This window comes from Methylocapsa sp. D3K7 (assembly GCF_029855125.1).
Taxonomy (GTDB): Bacteria; Pseudomonadota; Alphaproteobacteria; order Rhizobiales; family Beijerinckiaceae; genus Methylocapsa.
The window spans coordinates 2,255,582-2,276,006 of record NZ_CP123229.1; the positions used below are offsets into that span (position 1 = coordinate 2,255,582).

At 59.1% G+C, this 20,425-nt stretch carries 18 protein-coding genes and 2 pseudogenes; 7 read left to right on the top strand and 13 right to left on the bottom strand.

The features are described 5' to 3' along the window. Positions 1-229 precede the first annotated feature (229 nt). Entirely contained in the window at positions 230-784 is a 555-nt protein-coding gene (locus QEV83_RS10315) for a hypothetical protein (RefSeq protein ID WP_280127667.1), read from the top strand. 21 nt (positions 785-805) lie between these two features. On the opposite strand, the gene QEV83_RS10320 is transcribed toward QEV83_RS10315, so the two are convergent. From QEV83_RS10320 to QEV83_RS10370, 11 genes and pseudogenes are all read right to left on the bottom strand, one after another. Then, the gene (locus tag QEV83_RS10320) at positions 806-1,726 is read right to left on the bottom strand and encodes an alpha/beta hydrolase (protein WP_280127668.1); all 921 of its coding nucleotides are present in this window, start codon (positions 1,724-1,726) and stop codon (positions 806-808) included. Between the two features lie 245 nt (positions 1,727-1,971). Next, positions 1,972-2,607: a DNA-3-methyladenine glycosylase gene (locus QEV83_RS10325; RefSeq protein ID WP_280127669.1), complete on the bottom strand. Its 636-nt coding sequence runs from the start codon at positions 2,605-2,607 to the stop codon at positions 1,972-1,974. Then, positions 2,586-2,966, bottom strand: a complete 381-nt coding sequence (locus QEV83_RS10330; RefSeq protein ID WP_280127670.1) for a nuclear transport factor 2 family protein — start codon at positions 2,964-2,966, stop codon at positions 2,586-2,588. Before QEV83_RS10330 ends, QEV83_RS10325 begins: the two co-directional genes overlap by 22 nt. A 307-nt stretch (positions 2,967-3,273) precedes the next feature. Continuing rightward, on the bottom strand, positions 3,274-4,650 hold the full coding sequence (locus QEV83_RS10335) for an FAD-containing oxidoreductase (RefSeq protein WP_280127671.1): 1,377 nt from the start codon (positions 4,648-4,650) through the stop codon (positions 3,274-3,276). Positions 4,651-4,753: 103 nt separating this feature from the next. After that, positions 4,754-6,514 carry an MOSC and FAD-binding oxidoreductase domain-containing protein gene (locus tag QEV83_RS10340; RefSeq protein ID WP_280131020.1) on the bottom strand — a complete coding sequence of 587 codons (1,761 nt, stop codon included), beginning with the start codon at positions 6,512-6,514 and terminating at the stop codon, positions 4,754-4,756. Between the two features lie 485 nt (positions 6,515-6,999). Further along, the gene (gene ligD / locus QEV83_RS10345) at positions 7,000-8,361 is read right to left on the bottom strand and encodes a DNA ligase D (RefSeq protein WP_280127672.1); all 1,362 of its coding nucleotides are present in this window, start codon (positions 8,359-8,361) and stop codon (positions 7,000-7,002) included. A gap of 122 nt (positions 8,362-8,483) precedes the next feature. Beyond that, positions 8,484-8,699: pseudogene (locus QEV83_RS10350) on the bottom strand (hypothetical protein); the annotation flags it as partial. A 112-nt stretch (positions 8,700-8,811) separates the two neighbouring features. Further along, positions 8,812-9,534 (bottom strand): DNA polymerase ligase N-terminal domain-containing protein, encoded by a 723-nt coding sequence (locus tag QEV83_RS10355; RefSeq protein WP_280127673.1) that lies wholly within the window; start codon positions 9,532-9,534, stop codon positions 8,812-8,814. A gap of 15 nt (positions 9,535-9,549) precedes the next feature. Next, positions 9,550-9,906, bottom strand: a complete 357-nt coding sequence (locus QEV83_RS10360) for an alpha/beta family hydrolase (protein WP_348273278.1) — start codon at positions 9,904-9,906, stop codon at positions 9,550-9,552. Between the two features lie 128 nt (positions 9,907-10,034). Beyond that, positions 10,035-10,220, bottom strand: a pseudogene (locus tag QEV83_RS10365) (transposase); the annotation flags it as partial. Between the two features lie 96 nt (positions 10,221-10,316). Beyond that, the gene (locus tag QEV83_RS10370; protein WP_280127674.1) at positions 10,317-12,749 is read right to left on the bottom strand and encodes a TonB-dependent siderophore receptor; all 2,433 of its coding nucleotides are present in this window, start codon (positions 12,747-12,749) and stop codon (positions 10,317-10,319) included. 241 nt (positions 12,750-12,990) lie between these two features. Between QEV83_RS10370 and QEV83_RS10375 the strand changes: the two genes are divergently transcribed. From QEV83_RS10375 to QEV83_RS10395, 5 genes are all read left to right on the top strand, one after another. Further along, positions 12,991-14,130, top strand: a complete 1,140-nt coding sequence (locus QEV83_RS10375; protein ID WP_280127675.1) for a PepSY-associated TM helix domain-containing protein — start codon at positions 12,991-12,993, stop codon at positions 14,128-14,130. Positions 14,131-14,136: 6 nt separating this feature from the next. Beyond that, complete coding sequence (locus tag QEV83_RS10380) at positions 14,137-14,817, top strand: Fe2+-dependent dioxygenase (RefSeq protein ID WP_280127676.1); 681 nt, start codon at positions 14,137-14,139, stop codon at positions 14,815-14,817. 106 nt (positions 14,818-14,923) lie between these two features. Continuing rightward, a complete protein-coding gene (gene exbB, locus QEV83_RS10385; RefSeq protein WP_280127677.1) occupies positions 14,924-15,961 on the top strand; it encodes a tonB-system energizer ExbB in 1,038 nt (345 codons plus the stop codon). Between the two features lie 5 nt (positions 15,962-15,966). Further along, positions 15,967-16,449 carry a TonB system transport protein ExbD gene (gene exbD, locus QEV83_RS10390; RefSeq protein ID WP_280127678.1) on the top strand — a complete coding sequence of 161 codons (483 nt, stop codon included), beginning with the start codon at positions 15,967-15,969 and terminating at the stop codon, positions 16,447-16,449. Next, entirely contained in the window at positions 16,446-17,204 is a 759-nt protein-coding gene (locus tag QEV83_RS10395; protein WP_280127679.1) for a TonB family protein, read from the top strand. The genes exbD and QEV83_RS10395 overlap by 4 nt, the downstream gene beginning before the upstream one ends. 304 nt (positions 17,205-17,508) lie before the next feature. On the opposite strand, the gene QEV83_RS10400 is transcribed toward QEV83_RS10395, so the two are convergent. Next, a complete protein-coding gene (locus QEV83_RS10400; protein ID WP_280127680.1) occupies positions 17,509-17,799 on the bottom strand; it encodes a TonB-dependent receptor plug domain-containing protein in 291 nt (96 codons plus the stop codon). A gap of 363 nt (positions 17,800-18,162) precedes the next feature. Between QEV83_RS10400 and QEV83_RS10405 the strand changes: the two genes are divergently transcribed. Then, the gene (locus QEV83_RS10405) at positions 18,163-19,830 is read left to right on the top strand and encodes a hypothetical protein (protein ID WP_280127681.1); all 1,668 of its coding nucleotides are present in this window, start codon (positions 18,163-18,165) and stop codon (positions 19,828-19,830) included. 68 nt (positions 19,831-19,898) lie between these two features. On the opposite strand, the gene QEV83_RS10410 is transcribed toward QEV83_RS10405, so the two are convergent. Continuing rightward, positions 19,899-20,153 carry a PepSY domain-containing protein gene (locus QEV83_RS10410; RefSeq protein WP_280127682.1) on the bottom strand — a complete coding sequence of 85 codons (255 nt, stop codon included), beginning with the start codon at positions 20,151-20,153 and terminating at the stop codon, positions 19,899-19,901. Between the last annotated feature and the right edge of the window lie 272 nt (positions 20,154-20,425).

Genomic DNA, 20,425 nt, shown 5'->3' on the forward strand with positions numbered 1-20,425 from the left:
CGTTGTGCGCGAGGTGGACCAAGAAATGATCTCTTTCTAGGGAATGCAGCGATGACAGCCCATCGGGGCATGGCGCCGACCACCTTCTACGCATGGCGTGTCCATCGTCAGAATATTTGAGATAGAAGGCGGCGCGATTTAGTTTTGCTCATCTGTTTTCGCGAATCTCGGCGTTCCGCGATCACGAGGTGAATGCCGTGGCTAGAAAAAGGAAAAGGAGTAAACCCGCATGCGTCATTTCGACGCGCTGTTGTGCCGACTTTCCGTTTGTGTGTTTAGGCGTGGCGTCCTTGCGGCGGGGCTTGGATTGTGTGTGATCACAAGCGTATTTGCTGACGATATTGCCCTTTCCGAGCAAAACTTTGACTGCATCATTGAATGGCCAAAAGTCAGGAATACGCGCATCAAGCACGCCGATCCCGAGAAGTTGAAAGAAGCAATGCGTATCTTCGGAGACAGCATACCGGACAAGGAGTATCCCGCCGGCACCATCCTGCAGCTCGTTCCTTTTGAAGCCATGGTGAAGCATCCGCGTGACATGTTTCCCAAAACGAACGGCTGGGAGTTTTTCGCTTTGGACGTCTCGGAGGCGGGCACAAAAATCCTAGATCGGGGAGATAATGTCGTCAATCTCTCGCAAGGGGTAACGTGCCTAAGTTGTCATCAGCCTGCCGCTAGGTACGACTTCGTGTGTGAAAAAGGGCACGGTTGCGATCCTATTCCGTTCGATGATCAGAAGATTGGCGAGCTTCAGAGAGCAGACCCTCGTTGCGCCAAGAAGTAGGGACGGCTCCATTTGCGACCATCACGGGGACGTCGGATTGCGAAGCGTCCGATGGAGAAAATCCCCGGTCAATGCCGCGATCTCGTCAGGTTTCTCGTCGAGCGCAAAATGACCCGCTTCGAGAATATGGATCTCTGCGTCTGGTAAATCCAACCGATAGGCTTCGGCCTCAGCGACCTGAAACGATGGATCATATTTTCCCCATATGACGAGCGTTGCCGGATGGTGCTGCCTGAGCCAAGCTTGCCATGCTGGATAGCTCGCGACGTTGGTCCGATAGTCGTAGAAGAGGTCGCTCTGAATATCGGCTTCGCCCGGCCGGCTGAGGAACGCGAATTCGTCCGTCCAAAGATCGGGGTCAAAATTCTCGACGTTCGGACTGGAGCCCACGTGCCGCTGCCGGGTCGCCGCGAGGGACAGGAAATTTTCCCGAAGTGCCGCCTCGTTTGGAGCCCGGTCCGCCCAAAATTCGTGCCGCTTTTGCCACAGCGGGCCAAGTCCATCCTCATGGGCGACGGCATTTTGAATGACGAGGGCCTGAAGGCGCTCCGGGTACGCGAGTATGAGCCTAAATCCTACCGGACCCCCATAATCCTGCAGGTAAAGCGAATAGCGCTTGAGGCCGAGGGCCTCCGTGAAATGTTGCATCACCTCGGAGATATGATCAAAGGTGTAGGAGAAAGCCTTGGCATCTGGCGCATCGGTGTGGCCGAATCCTGGGTAGTCCGGCGCAACGAGGTGGAACTGGCCAGAAAGCCTGGACAGGAGAGGCTCGAACATGCGCGAGGATGACGGAAAGCCGTGCAGCAGCAAAAGTGTCGGCGCATCCGGCCTTCCGGCTTCGCGATAGAAGATCGAGAGACCATCGACCTTGACCGTTCGATAAAAGACGTGCCGCGCACGATCCGTCGAGGCAGCTCGGCTCGGTGTTTGCGTGACCATCCCCAGCCATGTGGTAACAAGAAAAAAAGAAGTTAGCTTGAACAAAGGGCCCCTGACAAATTTGGGCGGCGTCCTTCAGTCGCCGTCCAGACCTCGTTGCTGAGGATTCGTCAGCATCCATTCCAGCCGCTCTGTCAAAATAGCACATTTTGGCTTCTCCTGGTAGCGTGCAGGAGCGTCCCTTTTCGGTTCAGCCCTCCGGTGTCGAGCGTGATGGAGAAAGGGAGCGCGACCGGGGCGGGCTCTTACGCGTTGAGTGATTTTGGACCGCTGACGAAAAGACTGTCCCGAAGATAAAATCGCAGGAGGCGGTTCGCATCCCGCGAAATGCCGATCCTGATGCTCTGCCCGATTTCGACGGATTCAAGGTCCCCGCGTCCGAGCCATAGAGGGCCTTCCCGGCAAAGATCGATCCCATCGAGCGAACGATCAACCCGCAACGCCGCAGTGAGCCTTCCTGGTCCTCGCGCCAGATCGCGCAAGCGCTCGATACCGCGATTTCGCTGCATGATCGGGATGCCTTCGAGCGGCTCGAGCGCCCTGACCAGGACGCCTGCGCCGATCCCGGGCGTCTCGCTCGAGACATTCAGCATATATGAACTGCCGTAGGCGAGATAAATATAGGCGTGCCCACGCTCGAGAAACAACGAACCATTACGCCGGGTCATCCCCCGGTAGGCATGCCCGGCGGCGTCGCCGACGACATACGCCTCGGTCTCAACAATACGGCAGCTGGCGACGCCTTCAGGCAACTCCCGCACCAAGACCTTGCCAATGAGATAGCGGGCGAGAGAGACCGTATCAATCGGCAGCTCCGAGCGAGCGAGCGGCAGATGGTCATCCTTACGGCGGCCAGGTTTCAGGGCATCCGCTCGACCCATTGCGCTCGCGAAGGCCCCGGCTCGAATGGATCGCCGAAATACTGGGTCTCGCGGGCCACCTTCCCATCGAGGAACTCCATGATGCTCACGGTGTAAGACGGCCGTCCGTCATAGGTTAGGACAAATTCAGTGACCCAGAGGTCGCCCGCGCCGATTATCCGCCGCACCGTGAAGCGTTTCCGGTTCGGCTGCGCGGCGCGAGATGACTGAATCTTCCACCGCCCGCGGATGCGCTCGCCCGATTGTGGATATTCGAGCACTGCATCCTCTCGGTAAATCTGGTGCTCAGCCTCAAAGTCGTTGGTGTCGGAGGCGGCCCAATGGCGATCCAGGGCCGCTCTGCTGTCGTGGTCTTCCATCTCGATCCTCCCTCGCTACGCAACGTCAACTTCAAAGCGAGCCGGGCTGCCGATGCCGGGGTCAGTCGATCTGGTTTACAAAGCGGCCCGACGCTCGCCGCAATGCCTCACCAAATCCTCTTGCCTGTCACCATTAATGTGAAGCCGAAGCCCTCCGTGTCGTGGCTCTGCATGACGATATCTACGCTCAGCGCCGGCACTCTTGTCACCGCAGCTTCAGCCTGCCGGGCGTTGTAACCGCCATCGGCCGAGGTCGGTTGAAGCTAAGGGAAGCGCCTGTGTATTTTTGTCGCGGAACAGCCCCGGCTCAACCTACCGATTTGAGGTCACCTAAGATAGTCGGTAGCAGCTCGCTGACCGTCGGATGAATGTGCATCGCGTGCTGCATGACCGTGTACGGGGCTTTGGCATACATCAGATCGAGGATCGCGTGGACAGCCTCGTCACATCCTGTACCGAGCAATGAGGCGCCGAGGATCTCTTTGCTGTCGCCATCGACGAGGATGCGCATAAATCCTTGCGTCTCGCCCTTTTCGACGGCGCGGGCAACGCGCGTCATCGGCCGTTCGCCGGCCAGCACTCGACGCCCGCTGGTGCGCGCTTGGGCCAAAGTCATGCCGACGCGACCCAATGGCGGGTCGATATAAAGGGCATATGCGGTGATACGCTCGCTGACCCTGCGCGGATCTCGGTCGAGCAAATTCGCGGCGACGATCTCGAAATCGTTGTAGGCGGTGTGGGTGAAGGCGCCCTTGCCGTTGCAGTCGCCGAGAGCCCAGACGCCCGGCGCAGTGGTTTGCAATTGGTCGTCGACGACGATGTAGCCACGCTCGTCCCAGCGCACCCCGGCTTTGTCGAGATCGAGATCGTCGGTATTCGGTCGACGACCGACTGCCAGCAACAGATGCGAGCCAGTGACTTCGGGGGCACCGTCTGAGCAATCGACCTTGGCGATGATCTCATCGCCGCGTTTCGCGAGGCTGATGCATTCGGCATTCAGCCTGACATCGACGCCCTCGATCTCGATGATGTCCTTGATCGCCGCCGACACGTCCTCGTCCTCGTGGCGAACGAGCTGCGGCGCCATTTCGATGATCGTAACCTCGCTGCCAAAGCGGCGGTACATTTGGCCGAATTCGAGGCCGATATAGCTGCCGCCGACAATGATGAGATGGTGCGGCAGGAAATCGACATCCATCATCGACGAATTCGTCAGCCGGGGCACTTCATTTATGCCGGGCATTGGCGGCACCAGCGCCCGGCCGCCGACATTGAGGAAAATCCGTCCAGCGCGCAGCCGCTCGCCGGCGATTTCCACTGCTTGCGGCGACGCGAACCGAGCGTGGCCGCGGTAGAGCGTGATGTTGGCGGCGTTTTCGAGGGCCGAGGTAAGCCCGTTTCGTGACGCCGCCACAATCGCATCTGTGCGCGCTTTAACCCGCCGCATGTCGATGCCGATATCACCCCCGATCACCACACCATACTCGGCGGCGCGCCGCGTGATCCGGGCGGCATAGGCGCTCGCTACCAAGGCCTTGGTCGGGGTGCAGCCGGTATTGATGCAAGTGCCACCGACGAGATGTCGCTCAACGACAGCGACCTTCATCCCGGCGCCGGCTAGGCGGAATGCCAAAGATGGTCCGGCCTGGCCGGTGCCGATGATGATCGCGTCGAAGTCGGGCACGACAAGCCTCTCCAGCAGTAGGAGGCGCCATTATAATAACCAGTTGCTTATATCGTTAATGTACAACACGACCGGCCGGGCACAAGGGGCCGCTTCAACCGCGTCAAAGATCGAGCGCAATGTCACCTTGGGGCTGGCTGCAGCAGATCAACAGATTGCCCTCGACCGGCGGCTCGACTGGGTCCGGCCGGTAGACGACGGAGCCGGAAATCAGCCCCGTCTCGCAAGTATGACAAACTCCGGTGCGGCACGACCAGCGCACCGGCACATCGCACGCCTCAGCTAGTTCGAGCAGGCTGTGGAATGCGGAACCCCAGTGGACAGCGAGATTGCTGCGCGTAAAGGATACAAGCGGCCCGCCCGTGGCTTCCCCCGGCAGATGCGGCGGCCGCCGCGGGACCGTGGCGATGCCCGGCGTCATCGACTGGCCCGACCCGAAATTCTCGGTGTGCAGGCGGTCACGGGCGACCCCCCAGCCTGCAAGGCCGTCGACGAGACCGCTCATAAACGCGGCTGGACCGCAGATGTAGAAGTCCGCATCGGGCGGGACGCCCATTTCCTCGAACCCGTCCACGCCCACGCGCCCCACCCTATCGAAATCGACAGTCGGCCGATCGGTTGGCTTTGGTGCACTGTAGCGAATGTGGCTACGGCTTCCGGGCAAGGCCTTGAGGAGCTCGCGCACCTCCGCCGCAAATGGATGCTCGCTGCTGTTGCGGGCACCGTGAATCCACCAAATCTCCCTCCGAGTTTGCTCGGCGGCCAGTACGTGTAGCATAGCCAGGACTGGGGTGGCGCCGATGCCGGCGCTGGCAAGGACCACGGGACGCTCACCCTGCCGCAACGTGAAGCTGCCGCGCGGGGCGCTTACATCAAGAATATCGCCTGCCAGAGCCCGCGTATCGATGTAAGCCCCGGCAGCGCCATGCGGCTCGCGCTTGACGCTGATGCGATAGCGATCCTCGCTCGGCGCGCCCGACAGCGAATAGCTGCGTAGGAGAGCGCTCCCGTCGGGCCGTGGCCTGAGCCGCAATACGATAAACTGCCCCGCCAGGGCGGCCATCAGCGGCTCACCGTCGGCCGGCTCCAGGACGAGCGAAGTGACATTGCTGCTTTCGTGCAGCTTGCGGGACACCCGCAATGAGCGGAAGCCTCGCCACGCGGGGGGCGGGCTCGTCGGTGGGCCAAGCCCGGGGTTACCTGTTATTCCGTTGACTTTCCGTTCCCGGTCGAGCAGCGCCTCTAACGAGGTACGCCAACCGGCACTCAATGCCGGGATGCGCAACGCTCGTTCCAGCCCGCTCGCCGGGTGACCCGGCAAATATAACAGCGCATTGATCTCGGCGACGACCACCCGCTCGGGACCCGCCTTGACCTTCACGATGTCGTCGCCGGCACCGACTTCGCCTTCCCCGAGGACCCGGAAATAGAATCCGGGCCTGCCGTGTGAGACGAGCAGGGCTGCCATCTGAGGCTCGTTCATGCGGATGCCGACCCGATAGCAGGTGACGCGCGGCTGCGTCACTTCGAACAGGGCATCGCCGATCCGGTAATGATCGCCAATGCACACTTCAGTATCCGCCAGTCCCTCGACTGTAAAATTCTCTCCAAACTGGCCATAGGTAAAGTCGTTTCGACCGAGCTGGTTTTGCCAATAACGATAAGATTCGATCTGGTAGACAAAGACTGCCCGATGTTCGCCTCCATGCCCCGCCAAATCTCCTTGGCCGTCTCCATCGATGTTGAGCCGTCGTGTCATCCGTCGGCCCTGAACCGGCGTTTTCCAAACGGCGGTGTGGACAGTTTTCCCTTGCCACTCGATGTCGCGTGGCAGGCCCACATTTACTGAGAGCAACCTCGCCATCATTTTGATCTCCTCTCAAGAGAGACCCAAGAGTAAGCACATTTCCGTCAGGGCCGATCAAGCGTCAAATCGAGAGCGCGTAACTCAGGCCCGCCGGCTTCATCGTCACGAAAGGTTGTGACAGCTTGCCGCTCTTTCCAAACCGACATTCTCTGAAAATTCCAGGTGTTGCAGACATCTCTATTTCATACCGCAGCGCCGAATTTCCGGAAAGGATCGAATTTATGCCCTCCGACCAAAACCATTGTAGGCCCGCTGCCGCTTCTGATCGTCCGGGATCTGCTGTTCCGCTCTCGACCTGCCGCTTCTGTTTCGCGCCCATATTGGTCACTCAGCCGCACTGGCTCTCTTCTCGAAAGCAGACATTACGTCGGCGAGGGCCTTCACCAAAACGGTCGCCGCCGCCGTTCCGGCGGTATATCAGTGCCGGCGTAGCTCGCTTCCGGCAGCTATCGGGAAAATCCAGAAAATATGTGCCGTTCGTATCATCGGCTGGGGTGCGGTAATTCCTGGCGAACGTGAAAGAAATCATGCCAAGGATCTCGTTTGAGAGATGGAAGCCTGTGCGGCAAGTTTCCGACGGTGAAGTGATCTGAACGAAGCCCCGAGGAAAGTTCGTCCCACTCAAGGGGGGTCGACACTGACGCTCGTGGCAACGCCCGCGTCGAGTACGCTGCAACCGCAGTGGCGCCGCGCCCGTTGCGCAAATAGTCAACAAAAATGTGAGCTGAGCGTAGGCGTTTCGAGTTTATGGCGACGTATCGGTCCGGCCTCTCCTTGGCCATCTGCTCCGCAAATGCTTTGGTGAAGGCTTTAGCTTCGTCCCAATCCGCTCGCGGTTGAATTGGCACCACGACATGCAGCCCTTTTCCACCCGATGTCTTGACGAAGCTTTGCAAGCCAAGTGCGCCGAGCCTGTCTCGTACGTCAGAGGCCGCTTCGATGACCGTCATCCAAGGAACAGCCTCGCCCGGATCAAGATCGAAGATGAGACGATCCGGATGGTCCAGGTGATCGGCGGGCGATCCCCACGGGTGGATCTCAGCCACTCCCGCCTGCACGAGACTGAGGAGTCCTGTGAGATCATCGACCACAAGCATCGGCTCTTTCTCGCCTGTCTTGACTCGACGAACACATTTGTCCCGCCCTGGCCAGGGGTGCTTGGCGAAAAAGCACTTGGCTCCCGTGCCCGAAGGACAGCTCACCAAACTTAATGGCCGGCCGACGATGTGGGGCAATATCCAATCTGCGATACCGGCATAGAATTCGGCGAGTCCTTGCTTGGTGATGCCCGCCTCTACCCAAAGAAGCTTTTCCGGATGCGTGAGGTGGATGTCGCTGGGGTCTCGCGAGGGGGTAGATTGCGATCGCATGGAGGAGGCCTCTAAAGTGATGTCCTTGGCCGCTTTGTCATCCCGGAGCCCCTTGAATGCCGCCGCCCGGAGCTGTCGGTCCTGGGTCCATCCACGATATTCAATCTCGCAAACGAGGCTTGATTTGGCCCATCGCACGCCTTTTTCGGCGCCAGCGGGAAGGGCCTTTGCAAACTGCGGCTTCGTCCCGTTGATGTTCTCGATCTCGTCACGCAACGCCCTCGATTGTTCTCCCGACCATCCGGTCCCGACCCGGCCGGCATAAACAAGCTTGCCGCTGTCATAATAGCCGAGAACGAGCGATCCGGCGGACCGGCTGCTTACCGTCGAAGGGACGTAGCCCAAGATAACAAACTCCTGTCGCTCGACGCATTTGCTTTTGAGCCAATGATTGCCACGGCCTGGACGAAACGGCAGATCAACACGTTTGGAGATGATCCCTTCAAGGCCGAGGCGGCAGGAATGCTCCAGCATGGTGGGCCCGTCCACGGCGAGATGCTCGCTAAGACACGAATCGGCGGCGCTTCCGGCAACCCGGTGAGAAGCTGCTGCAGCAGTTCTTTGCGCTCTGCAAGAACCACCTTCGTCAGATCAAATCCTTCGCAGTAGAGAATGTCAAAAACGATGAATCGGAACTGGTCGATCCGGCCAGCCTGCAGATCGGCCTGCAGGCCGTTGAAGCTCGAAATACCACTTGCGTCTTCAACAATGATCTCGCCATCGATCAGCGCCGAGCCAAGACCAAGCATCTTCAGTGCCTCAGCAATGCTGCGAAAGCGTTCCGTCCAGTCAAGGCCCTTGCGGGTCAGCAACCGGATCGTTCGCCCGTCGATCCTGGCCTACATGTGATAGCCATCGTATTTGATTTCATGGATCCATTTCGGACCGCTCGGCGGCTTTTCGCAAGGCGATGCCAGGCTCGGCTCAAGGAAAACCGGCAACAATCCGGCGCGCGCACTCGAAAGTTTGCAAATGTCCAGCTAGACTATTTTTCGTTCCTTCGCCACTCCGGCTCTGGCCGCGTGATTTACGCACCTCACCCATAGCCGCGAGTTCTTCGTTTGTCCGGCCGCTAAGCTGCGATGTTGTTTCCTCGTCGATGATTTCCCCAATATCTGTTCCTCGGGCAAAGGCATCGTCCGATTTCATGAGCAGCCAAGGCTCGGTCTTTTCTCCAGATTTAGGCCGGATCCGAACGAGATGCCAACGCCCCTTGAGCCGCGCACCATCCAGGGTAAACGCCAAATGGCCTTTCGCGAGCCCCCTTTGCGGATCTCCCTCCGGCTCCCAGTGGCCGCGGTCCCAAACAATCATTGAGCCACCCCCATATTGACCCTTGGGAATGTTCCCCTCGAAGGTAAGATATTCGATCGGATGATCTTCCGTGCGGACGGAAAGCCGCTTCTCTCCAACCGTCAGGCTGGGGCCTTTGGTAACTCCCCAGCTTTTCAACACGCCGTCCAACTCGAGCCGCAGGTCGCAATGCAGCCGACGCGCCGCGTGCTTTTGTACGACAAAGTCGCGGCCCTCCCGGCCGCTACGCGAAGCGATCGGCTCGGGTGTCCGACCGAAGTCGCGCTTCTCGGCGTATTTTTTGAGCGGCTTATCGGCTCGGGCTTGGGATGGTTTTCTCTTGCGGCCCGGCAAGGCTGGACTCCCAACTCACGTCACAAAATTCCGTAGCCACTGTTCGATGTGGTCGAGCGCGGCTTTGTCGCTCTCGACCTGCGTGATGCGTGCGCGTTTCAAGACCTTGAAGGAATGGTCGCCACCCGCCACAACGTAAAGCTCAGTGCGCACTTTAAGCTTTTGAACGATGGGTCTCAGCTCGTCAGGCGTGCCGAATGGGTCACGAGACCCTTGAACGAACAACATCGGAACCTTGATGTCCGACAAATGCTTGGCACGCAGCTGGTCTAGCTTGCCGGGAGGGTGCAGCGGGTACCCGAGAAAAACGAGGCCCGCGAGATTGGGTTCACCGGCAGCAGCAATCTGCGATGCGATCCGACCGCCATGGATTTGCCGCCGATCACCAGTTTGTCAGAACCTATCCGTTTTCAGGAGCGTCCCATGGCCCCGCGTGCTTCCTGGAAGGGTTACCTCAAGCTGTCCTTGGTGTCTTGTTCCCATACGCCACGCTCCGCCTAGCGCATAAAACGGTTGTAGATCGTCGTGGGCGGCCCATACTCAGGCGGGCAATCGTACTGCCATCGGCAACCGCTCTTCAAGACATGCAGGATGCCGCTGATTACCCGCCGATCATCAACGCGCTCCTTGCCTCGTGCGTCCCATGGCAAATGCGGCTCGATCCGTTGCCATTGGTCTTCGTCCAGTCAAAACAAATTGCCTCGCATCTTCCCGCTCCAGAATCATCAAAGCAGGGAATCAGCAACCAATTCACACATCAAGACTTTTATTGAGTTCCAACCCTAGAAGGCCATCCTGGCGGTGAGAATCGCGGAACGTCCCGGCCCGGGAATAGCTGCCCCAAACCCCGTGATCGTCTCGAAATTTTTCGTATCCGCGATATTGTAAATATTCGCCTGCAACGAAAATGTCTCATCAATCTTATAATTGCCGAGCAAATCGAAGCGCCAGTAGCCGGGGACGCGTCCGATGTCCGCGGCTGTGGTGAAGCGCGAACCGACGTAATAGACGCTGCCACCAACCGTCAGTGCCGGCGTAATTGCGTAGGTGCTTGTCAGGGCGAAAGTGTTATGGGGGACATTCGCGATCTGGTTGCCGGGCGTGCTGATGAAGGCGGTGCCTGCCGCGTTCCGTGCGCTTTCCAGCACGCGGCCATCCATATAGGTGTAGCCGCCGAAAATGCTCCAGGCCTCGGTCAGCTTCCCGGCGATGCCAAATTCGACGCCCTTGACCCGAGTCGTGCCGACCTGCGCGTAAAGACCCGCCGCCGAATTGATCGTTTCGATCGCGTTCTCCTGGGTGACTTGGAAAAGCGCGCTCGTCAGGCTGAGGCGGCTATCCAGAAGATCCATCTTGGCACCCAATTCGGCAACCTGGCTGGTGGTCGGCGCAAAATCCTGCTGGCCCCCGGCGATGGTCAAAAACGCGCTGGAGGGGTCAAACGACGTCCCATACATGAAATAAATGCTGCTGTTTTCGACAGGATGGGCGACCGCGCCGGCGCGCCAGCTCAAGAAATTGACTTCGTTGCTGATATTAAAGGGTGTGGCGGCATTGAATTTGGCGACAACTCCCCTGCTCAGCGTGTTCTCTGTCGCGGCAAACTGCCAGACCTTGAACAAATCATAGCGCAGGCCTCCCAGGAGTTCGAAATAATCGGTGATCTTGACCTGATCATTGGCATACATGCCGATCGTGCGGCCAATGTCATCCTGCAAGGTGCTGTTTGTGGGCAAGGAGCCGGCAAAGAACGGGTAGGGATTGGGGAGGGCGACATTGACTCGGTCACCGGGCGTGAGCGTCGTGCGGAAATGGCTCCTCGTCTCCTGCGAGAGTTCGACGCCGGCGAGCAGCAAATGGTGCAGGAAGCCGGTGTCGAAATGCCCGACGAGATCGGACTGATTGGTGAAAAGCGAATTTTGCGTGTGATTTTGGAAATTATTCGTGTTGTTGATCCAAAGTCCGCCGACTGGATACATGAACGGCACGGGGTTGAGCCGCGTGCCGCCGAACGGCTCGTCGAAAAGGTTGCTTCCGTTGCTGACCTGATTGCCGACTTGCGTGCCGCGAACCCGCACGAAACGGTCGATATAGGAATAGCGGGTCACATTGGAGAGCAGCCATCCGGGATTGATTTCATGATCGATCCTGGCCGTGATGATATGCGCGTCGACTTCTTCGCGGTCTGGATTTTCGGAGGTCAGCTGCCCATAATACGTATTCTTTGGGACCGGTGCCGGCTGCCCATAGGAGGTTCCGAAGTAAGATCCCGGCAATAGCGGAATGCCGTAATCGGGAACGTTGTCATCCTTCTGAAAGAGGTAGCTGAGCGTGACCCTGGTCGCGTCCGTCATGTTCATGATGATCGATGGCGCGGCGCCGACCCTCTTGGTGACGACGTGATCGCGGCCGGCGGCGTTGGTGTCGTTTCCGAGCAGGACAATACGCGCCGCCGAATCGCCGAAGACCTGATTGACATCAGCCACCACGCGGCCGCCTTCCGCCGTGTAGCCCGACATGTCGACGCGTCCGAACGTCGCGAAGAGCGGCAATTTGCTGGTCATGTTGATGACGCCGCCTGTCGATCCGCGTCCGAACAGAAACGACGATGGCCCTTTCAGCACCTCGACATTCTGGACGCTGAATGTGTCGCGGGTGTACCAGCCGGGATCGCGAACGCCGTCGCGATAAAAATCGTTACGCGCCGAATAGCCGCGAATGGCGATGTTGTCACCTTGGGTGCCGCCCTCGCCGCCGAAGAAGGTGACGCCTGGAACATTACGCAGCGTCTCGACGACAGTTGAATCTTGTTGGTCCTGGATGAGTTGCTGCGGAACGACTGTGATACTTTGCGGCGTGTCCAGGATCGGCGTCGGAATGCGGTTTAGCCCCAGCGTGCGTGGGTTATAGTCGCTGCCGCCGCCCGTTCCTGCGACCACGTCGACCGGATCGAGCGTTATTGTTCCGGCGCTAGTGCTTTCAGTTTTCCGGGGCGATTTGCGGCTAACGTCCTGAGTGACCTCCTGATCGGTGTCTTGCGCCACTTCTTGGCTCGCCTCTTGGGGCGCTGCGGCACCTGCGTACATCACTGAGCCAAGACCAATAACCGCTCGCGCCACGGGCGCCCGGGCCTTGGCCAGAATAAATTTGGAGGGAGAACGATCGGACTTTGTGCGCTCGCTTGCGGCCAACTTTTTGGTGCTTTCCCGCGTCATGATTTGGCTCCCGGTCGTTACTTTAGAAGTTTTCTAAAGTATAGATTATCATGTTTTCTTTATATCTCTAAGAATATGATGATCAATACTCGACGCATTATTAGATATATGTTTTGTGTCATGATGATATATTCACAACAATATTAAATTAGAATAATTAAAATCTATGTTATTCTTGACTTATATAGGATTCTGGCAATAAACAGGCCCATCGGATCAGGTTCCCTCGCTTCAGGCCGTCATGGAAAGTTCCCGCGCCAGCTTCGTCCGGCGGATGCTGCGTCAAGTCCACCTTTGGATCGGGCTTGGACTCGGCCTCCTGTTCGTTCCGCTTGGTCTTTCGGGCGCCATGCTGGTTTTCGGCACGGAACTGGATCGCTTCCTTGAGCCTTCCCGCTATGCCGTGACATCAGGAGGCATTGAGCGAACCGCCGGAGTGTATCTCGCCAATGCGGTGGCGGCGGCGCCCGGGAGCCGGGCAGTTGTTCTGCGTTGGCCTCTGAGCACTGATATGCCGGTCACGGTACTCTTGCGGAGTAGTGGGCAAACACGCGTGGCCTATCTCGATCCTCCCACGGGCAATATTCTTGGGATTGCCGGCAGCAGCGACAGTGTTGTGGGGTTTGCACATGCGTTGCATGCGAACCTCATGGTCGACGGATTGACGGGCCGTCAGATCGTCGGCTGGATCGGCACGGGCCTTTTGGTGATGGCATTGAGCGGTGCCTTTATATGGTGGCCGCGCTTTGGAGGGATGCTCCGTGCCTTGCGGTGGCAGCGTGGGTCGAATGTAAGCCTAAATCTGCACCGCACACTGGGATTTTGGATCGCGGGTCCTTTGGCGGTCATGACGCTGACCGGCATCTACCTGAGCTTTCCGCAGCAGTCGCGGGCCGTGATCGCGATATTTACCGAGCTCACACCGCAAGCGCCGCGTCCTATGCCTGGCATCGAGCCGATACGGCAGCCCACGCAAGACCCGCAGCGTGTGATCGAGCTTGCTTTGCAAAGTGGCGAAGGCCTATCGCCCGTCTCTCTGTCGCCCCCCACGGAGCAAAGCAAGTTTTGGCGCGTCCAGGTATCAAAAACCGGCGGCGTGTCGCAAACAGTGCTGGTCGATGATGCGACCTCCGCCATCACCAGCACGCGCCAATCCACAACTGGTGATGCCTTCACCGCCTGGCTACGCCGCGTCCATGAGGCGAAGCATCACGGAGCGGCCTGGCGGCTTATCGCATTCCTCTGCGGTGTTGCTCCCGCATTTCTGCTAGTGACCGGCACAATCATATGGCTCAGCCGTCGCGGGCCGGCCGCATTATCCTTACTTCGTCGCGGGAGACGATTTCGTGGATTTCGTGCGTCACGACCCTCCAACCTTTGAGTTCACATGATCGTCCATATCCCCGACGTTCTCGACCAGACACAGCTCGCACAGTGCCGCGAGGCTATGGAACGCGCTGCCTGGATTGATGGGCGCGCCACGGCAGGGCATCAGTCGAAGCAGGTGAAGAACAATCTGCAATTGGCGGAAGGGGGTCCCGAACATCGCGAGCTCGGCGACATGGTCATCCGCGCTTTACAGCGTTCCCCATTGTTTATTTCGGCGGTTCTGCCGCACACAGTTTTTCCACCACTGTTCAATCGGTACGAGGCGGGGATGGGTTTCGGTTTGCATGTCGACAACGCTATTCGCCAAACCGTCGATGGCGGCATCCGCATCCGCACCGACGTATCGGCGACATTATTTCTGAGTTCGCCCGATGAATATGAAGGCGGCGAATTGGCCGTCGAAGACAGTTACGGCAGCCACACGGTCAAACTTCCGGCCGGGGATCTCGTTGTCTATCCGGCTGACAGCCGGCATGAGGTCGCGCCGATCACACGCGGTTCGCGCCTCGCGTCGTTTTTTTGGATTCAAAGTCTCATTCCCGACAAAACGAGGCGTGCGCTGCTATTCGACCTCGACGCGACGATCATCCAATTGACAAAGGACGTTCCCGGTCATTCCGCGCTGGTCTCGCTGACCGCGACCTATCACAATTTGCTGCGGCAATGGACACAGGTGTGATCGCGGACATCTGCCGGGAAGGTTAGACAGACAGTCCATACCCAGCCGACTCAAAACCGGTATTCGATCCGGCGGTGCCTGGAAGAATGCCATGAGGAGAAAAGAAATGATGTCACTGAAAGATAACCATTTGGTCAGGCGGAACGTGGATCGAGATCTTGCTGTGGCAATTTTGGCGGCTTTGCTCGGTGCGATAGTCTGCGCTGGCCCGCTTCAAGCGCAGACCTCGGCGCCTTCGCCGGACGCTCCACTGGCAGCCACGCTTTCCCAGCCTGCTGCGCCGCCCTCTTCTACACCTGTTTCACCCCCTGAGGCCGCGCCGGTGACGGCGGGGCAGACGGTTGCGCCCGCCGCGGAATCCTCCGTGCCTGCCGCCGAAGCCGCCAGTCCTTCGCCGCACGTCACCGAAGCAGTGCTGCCGTCAACCCTGCCGCGGGATCTCTCCCCCTGGGGCATGTTTCTCAGCGCCGTCCTGCCCGTGAAAATTGTCATGGTGGGGCTGGCGCTGGCCTCGCTCGCGACCTGGACGGTTTGGCTGGCGAAAACGATCGAACTCTGGATGGCCAAGGCTCGGGCGCGCCGCAATTTCGAGATTCTCGCCCATGCCGCGAGCCTCCGCGTCGCGGAAAAAGAGCTCGGCTCCGAGACATCCCCCATCGCGCGTTTTGTTGCCGCCGCCGCGGGCGAAGCCGACCGTTCCGAGGGCCTTGCCATTGAGGGCGTCAAGGACCGCACGGCCACCTTGCTGTCGCGCATCGAGGCATATGCGGGACGGAGGATCATGCGGGGCACAGGGATTCTCGCGACGGTCGGGGCGACGGCGCCCTTTATCGGGCTTTTTGGAACCGTCTGGGGAATCATGGACAGTTTCATTGGGATTTCGAAGACCAACACGACCAACCTCGCGGTGGTGGCGCCCGGCATCGCCGAGGCTTTGCTAGCGACTGCCATGGGGCTGGTCGCGGCCATTCCGGCGGTGGTGATGTACAATGGGTTCGCCCGTTCCATTACGTCCTATCGGGCGCAGCTTGGCGACGCGGCGGCGGAAGTTCTGCGCCACCTCTCCCGCGACCTCGACCGCGAGGAATTGCCGCCGCAAAAGGAAAAGGCCCCGGTCGTCCGTCTGCACGAATCCGCGGAGTAAGCCCGATGGCCATGCGTCTTTCCCTCGAAGAGGATCGCGTCGAGGAAACCCACGAAATCAACGTGACGCCATTCATCGACGTCATATTGGTTTTGCTGATCATTTTCATGGTGGCGGCGCCGCTTTCGACGGTTGATGTGAATGTCGATCTTCCGGCGTCCACCGCGCAACCCGCGCCGCGTCCCGATAAGCCGCTGTTTTTGACGGTGAAACAGGATCTTACGCTGGCGCTTGGGGACGATCCCATTGGCCGCGAGACTTTGGCGGGCGCTCTTGATGCCGCGACCCAGGGCGACAAGGAGCAGCGGATTTTTGTGCGCGCCGACCGCAAGGTGCCCTATGGCGAGGTGATGGAAACGATGAACCTCCTGCGGGCTGCCGGCTATTTGAAGATCGGTCTGGTTGGCATGGAGGCGGCCGCCGCTGAGGAGGGCCCGCTGTCAGGAGGCAAGCCTCCAGCCAGTCAAACTCTGGAGCCGAGGCCGTGACGGTCGCCAAGACGGTTCTGCATCCCGGGGATGAGCCGTCCTGGCAGCGCTGGCTCTTGGCCGCCGCCGCAGTCATCCTTGTTCACGCGGCGATCGTCTTTTGGATCTTGTATATCCGTGACTTGCGGGCCGGCGGGGAGCCTCCGGCGGCGATCATGATCGAGCTTGCGCCCCTGGACGTCGCGCCGCCCACGCAGTCGCCCGCCGAGGTCACCCCGGGACCCCAAATGACCGAGGCGCAGCCCGAGGAGGTCGAACAGCAGCAGACGATTCCGGTACCGGAGCTTGCCCCCACGCCGAAGCCCAACGTCGTGCTGATGACGCCGCATAAGCCAAAACCAAAGCCGAAGAAAATCGAAAAGGAAATCCCGAAGCCGGTGGTGAAACGGGTGCATGAGCCGCCAGCGCCGCGCACCAGCGCGCCGCCCCGCGCCTCCGCGGCGGCGTCGCGCGCGGCCTCCTCGCACGCCGCGAATTCGGCGGCCGCCGCCGCCGCGCGGAGCGCCTGCGCGGCGGGGCTTGGGAGCCTGGCCAGACATTACCCGGAAGCGGCGCGGGCGCGGGGTGAACAAGGAACGGTCCGCCTCGCCCTCACGATTGGCCGCAACGGGCATGTCCAGTCGGCCCGCGTCGTCGGCAGCTCGGGGTCGTCAGCGCTCGACCAGGCGGCACTCCAAATGGCCCGAGGCGCCAGCTGTCCAGCCATGGAAACAACCGCCAACTTCATCCTCCCAATCCGATTCGCAATAAGATAGGAGAGGCGTTTCAAATACATAATCACCTATTGTGATTTCTTTGCAGGCTGGGGCGAGCCAAGGGAAGCATCACGGCAGCGCGTTAGACTGTAGCCTTTCCCTGAGTTCGACGACGCGATCGGATAGAGAAGAAGTCGGGCGTGTTCGCCGCTTGCCGGGTTAAGGCGATAAAAAGCCGATCTCGCCAAACGGGCATGTTCCGAATTGGCAGCAGGCTTGATAATCTACAATGTTGTTATGCTGTCGAATTTTGAGCCAACTTTGCGAGGCGAGCGCGCGGCGGCGGGGTAATCACACAAATGGACTACCGGCAGGATACACCGCTGACATTCTGCAACGCGCCGCAAATGGTTGTATCCTGCTGGTCTTGGATCACCTGTTGCGGAACAACGACGACGCTGCTTGGTATTTGCATGATTGGCACCGGAGTTCCCGATGCATCTTTCACATAGGGCACGTAATAATTTCCGGAATCTTCCGCAGTGCTGCGAACAGATGGGCGCGGCGGCGAGATCGGACCCCTGGTGGCAGTCGCGGCCGCTTGAGCCTGAAGCACGAGAGTGGCGGCCAGTGCGATTAGCAGCATACCTTTCATCGGCAGAATCCTTTTTGGAAATCAACCCATCGCACATTGTGCGCCAGGATTTGTGGCCTTGTTGATGGTTGTTTGGTCTCAATGACGGCGAGGCGGCGTCCAACTCTTACTGCCATTGCCGGAATGATCTTTTGCGCATGTGGCCGGTCTCCAGGGTTAATGCGTTCGCCGGGGGAACGATGATCCTCGCTTGGTTAATCCGGCTGGCGACATTCGCCAGCACGGGGCGACCCGCAATGCGTTCGTCCGCTCAGAACGCGGCCACTGCAATATTGTCAACCTTTGCTAAATTCAGTGGCCCAATGCTATAAAATCTTCATCCTTTTCGTACGCCTGACTTTGCATCCGTGCCAAGGAACTTGAATGAATAAGCGATTGTATATTCAGACGTTAGCCCTGGGCTTGTTCGTCTGGTCCGTCAGGCTGGACGCTGCCTTGGCGCAAACTCCGCCACCGCCGCCATTGTCGGCCGTTTCAAATCAGACTTTCAAGCGGCAGGCCCAGCCGGATATGAAGCAGCCTGTGACCTCACGGCAGCCATTAACACGAGCGGTCCCTTTGTCTGCCACCGCACCGTCTCCTTGGCAACGATTGACCCGACAGCCAACTTTCTTTGCGGGGGCCATGCTGTTGCTGACGGATGGAACCGTGATGGTGCACGATCAGGGATCGAAGAACAATGGCAGCAGCAACTGGTGGCGGCTGACCCCCGATGTCAATGGCAGCTACCTGAACGGCAAGTGGTCGAAATTGGCTTCGCTGCCGTCGGGTTACGCGCCGCTATACTTCGCATCCGCCATCCTGCCCGACGGGCGGGTCATCATCGAAGGTGGTAACTACAACAACGGCCAACAAGTGTTCACCAATCTCGGTGCGATTTATGATCCGCTCGCCAACAAATGGGCACCAGTGTCACCCCCCGATAGAAAGGGATGGGAAAAAATTGGCGCGGCTGCCAGCACGGTACTGGCCAACGGCACCTTCATGATCGGTGGAATCTCGACAATCGAACAGGTGCTGTTCAATCCAACCGATCTCAGCTGGACCGTCACAGGCAAGGGTAAGGCCGATATTAACGCCAAAGAGAATTGGACGTTACTTCCCAACGGGCGTGTGCTCACCGTCGACACCAACAATCTGCAATATTTGACGAATTCTGAGTTGTACCTGCCCGAGTTGATTCGCAAGTCCTGCTCTAAATGCACTTCGGGCCGATGGATCTGTGGGGGGAGCACGATTGTTTTGCTCCCCGATACCAATAAGGATGGTAGCGGAACGCATGAAATGGGGCCGCAACTGTTGCGCCCCGATGGCACCGTGTTTGCTGCCGGAGCCACGGGCCATACCGCCGTGTACGACTCTCTGGAGGGGACCTGGAAACCAGCCCCGGATTTTCCCAACCCGAACGGAACGAGTACCGGTCAGTATAGCGCCGGCGACAGTCCTGCCGCCCTGCTTCCCAGTGGCAATGTGTTGGTCATGGCGAGCCCCGGCGTCGGGAATCAACCACCTGCTCATTTCTTTGTGTTCGACGGCACCAACCTGAAGCAGATTATTCCCGACCCGCGAAACGCGGTAAACCTTTCGGCGTACTACGGTTACATGATCGTGCTGCCGACAGGTCAGGTCATGTTCAATAGCCGGTTCGGTGACATTGAACTCTACACCGATTCGGGAGCCATAGCGGACGGCACAGCACCCACGATCACTACGGTTCCCACGACTCTCGTCACTGGGATGAGCTATCCCCTGACGGGAAAACAATTGAATGGCGTGTCACAAGCTGCAGCCTATGGCGAAGGCTACCAATCAGCCACAAACTACCCACTGGTTCGAATTGTCATCGCAAAGACTAAACACGTTTTCTATGCCAGGACATTCGGTCACAGCAGCATGGGCGTTACCCCCGGGGCGGTGTCATCGACCAATTTCACGGTTCCCGCTGGCATCGAGACAGGCGCTGCGACGCTGTTCGCGGTGGCGAACGGGATTGCCTCTAACCCTATTTCGGTGACTGTGGCGAAAAAGTAATCTCTCCTAGGCGGCGCCAGCACTGACCCAGCCGACGCGCCGCCGCAGCGCAATTCATCATTTTGCGATCAATCCTCCAATTCCTTTTTGATCAGCTGGAAGCCGGCGTCGAACTTAAGTTCGTATGACTGCCCATCACTGCACTCCGCGTCTTCAACCTCATATTTTCCATCATCGAATTCCATCTTGCCGCCCGAACATCCCGCAGCGGCGACTTCTTCCGACAGCTTAACCCCTTCCTCATCAGTCACCGGCCGGCCAGCCCATGCTGAGGTTACAACCAACATGAGAAACGCGCCCGAGGCCAACAGCAAACTGCGCATAATGGTCTCCTTTATTTTGCTGCGGATAGACGTTGTCGGCTTGCAAACTCGCCGTAACGGCGAACGTTCCGGGGTGAATAAAGTCGTTCACCCCGATCCAGGACAGGGCGCGGCCTTGCGGCCCCCACCGATGGCGCTCACCGCACAGGAAGCCCCCAACGGCCTTGCGGTGGCCGTTGGCCCCGTCCCGCGGCGGGGCAGTGGCCGACACACACTCAGCCCAGCTCCCGAGCGGCATTTTAGTGTCGCTGGGTGGACGCTGCGGTTTCGTC

What these genes read in the sequence shown, in the direction of transcription:
- QEV83_RS10380 (WP_280127676.1), top strand. Translation starts at nt 14,137, where the DNA reads ATGATCGTCCATATCCCCGACGTTCTCGACCAGACACAGCTCGCACAG.
- QEV83_RS10340 (WP_280131020.1), bottom strand. Translation starts at nt 6,514, where the DNA reads ATGGCGAGGTTGCTCTCAGTAAATGTGGGCCTGCCACGCGACATCGAG.
- QEV83_RS10330 (WP_280127670.1), bottom strand. Translation starts at nt 2,966, where the DNA reads ATGGAAGACCACGACAGCAGAGCGGCCCTGGATCGCCATTGGGCCGCC.
- exbB (WP_280127677.1), top strand. Translation starts at nt 14,924, where the DNA reads ATGATGTCACTGAAAGATAACCATTTGGTCAGGCGGAACGTGGATCGA.
- QEV83_RS10410 (WP_280127682.1), bottom strand. Translation starts at nt 20,153, where the DNA reads ATGCGCAGTTTGCTGTTGGCCTCGGGCGCGTTTCTCATGTTGGTTGTA.
- exbD (WP_280127678.1), top strand. Translation starts at nt 15,967, where the DNA reads ATGGCCATGCGTCTTTCCCTCGAAGAGGATCGCGTCGAGGAAACCCAC.
- QEV83_RS10375 (WP_280127675.1), top strand. Translation starts at nt 12,991, where the DNA reads ATGGAAAGTTCCCGCGCCAGCTTCGTCCGGCGGATGCTGCGTCAAGTC.
- QEV83_RS10320 (WP_280127668.1), bottom strand. Translation starts at nt 1,726, where the DNA reads ATGGTCACGCAAACACCGAGCCGAGCTGCCTCGACGGATCGTGCGCGG.
- QEV83_RS10325 (WP_280127669.1), bottom strand. Translation starts at nt 2,607, where the DNA reads ATGGGTCGAGCGGATGCCCTGAAACCTGGCCGCCGTAAGGATGACCAT.
- QEV83_RS10405 (WP_280127681.1), top strand. Translation starts at nt 18,163, where the DNA reads ATGAATAAGCGATTGTATATTCAGACGTTAGCCCTGGGCTTGTTCGTC.
- QEV83_RS10370 (WP_280127674.1), bottom strand. Translation starts at nt 12,749, where the DNA reads ATGACGCGGGAAAGCACCAAAAAGTTGGCCGCAAGCGAGCGCACAAAG.
- ligD (WP_280127672.1), bottom strand. Translation starts at nt 8,361, where the DNA reads ATGCTGGAGCATTCCTGCCGCCTCGGCCTTGAAGGGATCATCTCCAAA.
- QEV83_RS10400 (WP_280127680.1), bottom strand. Translation starts at nt 17,799, where the DNA reads ATGAAAGGTATGCTGCTAATCGCACTGGCCGCCACTCTCGTGCTTCAG.
- QEV83_RS10315 (WP_280127667.1), top strand. Translation starts at nt 230, where the DNA reads ATGCGTCATTTCGACGCGCTGTTGTGCCGACTTTCCGTTTGTGTGTTT.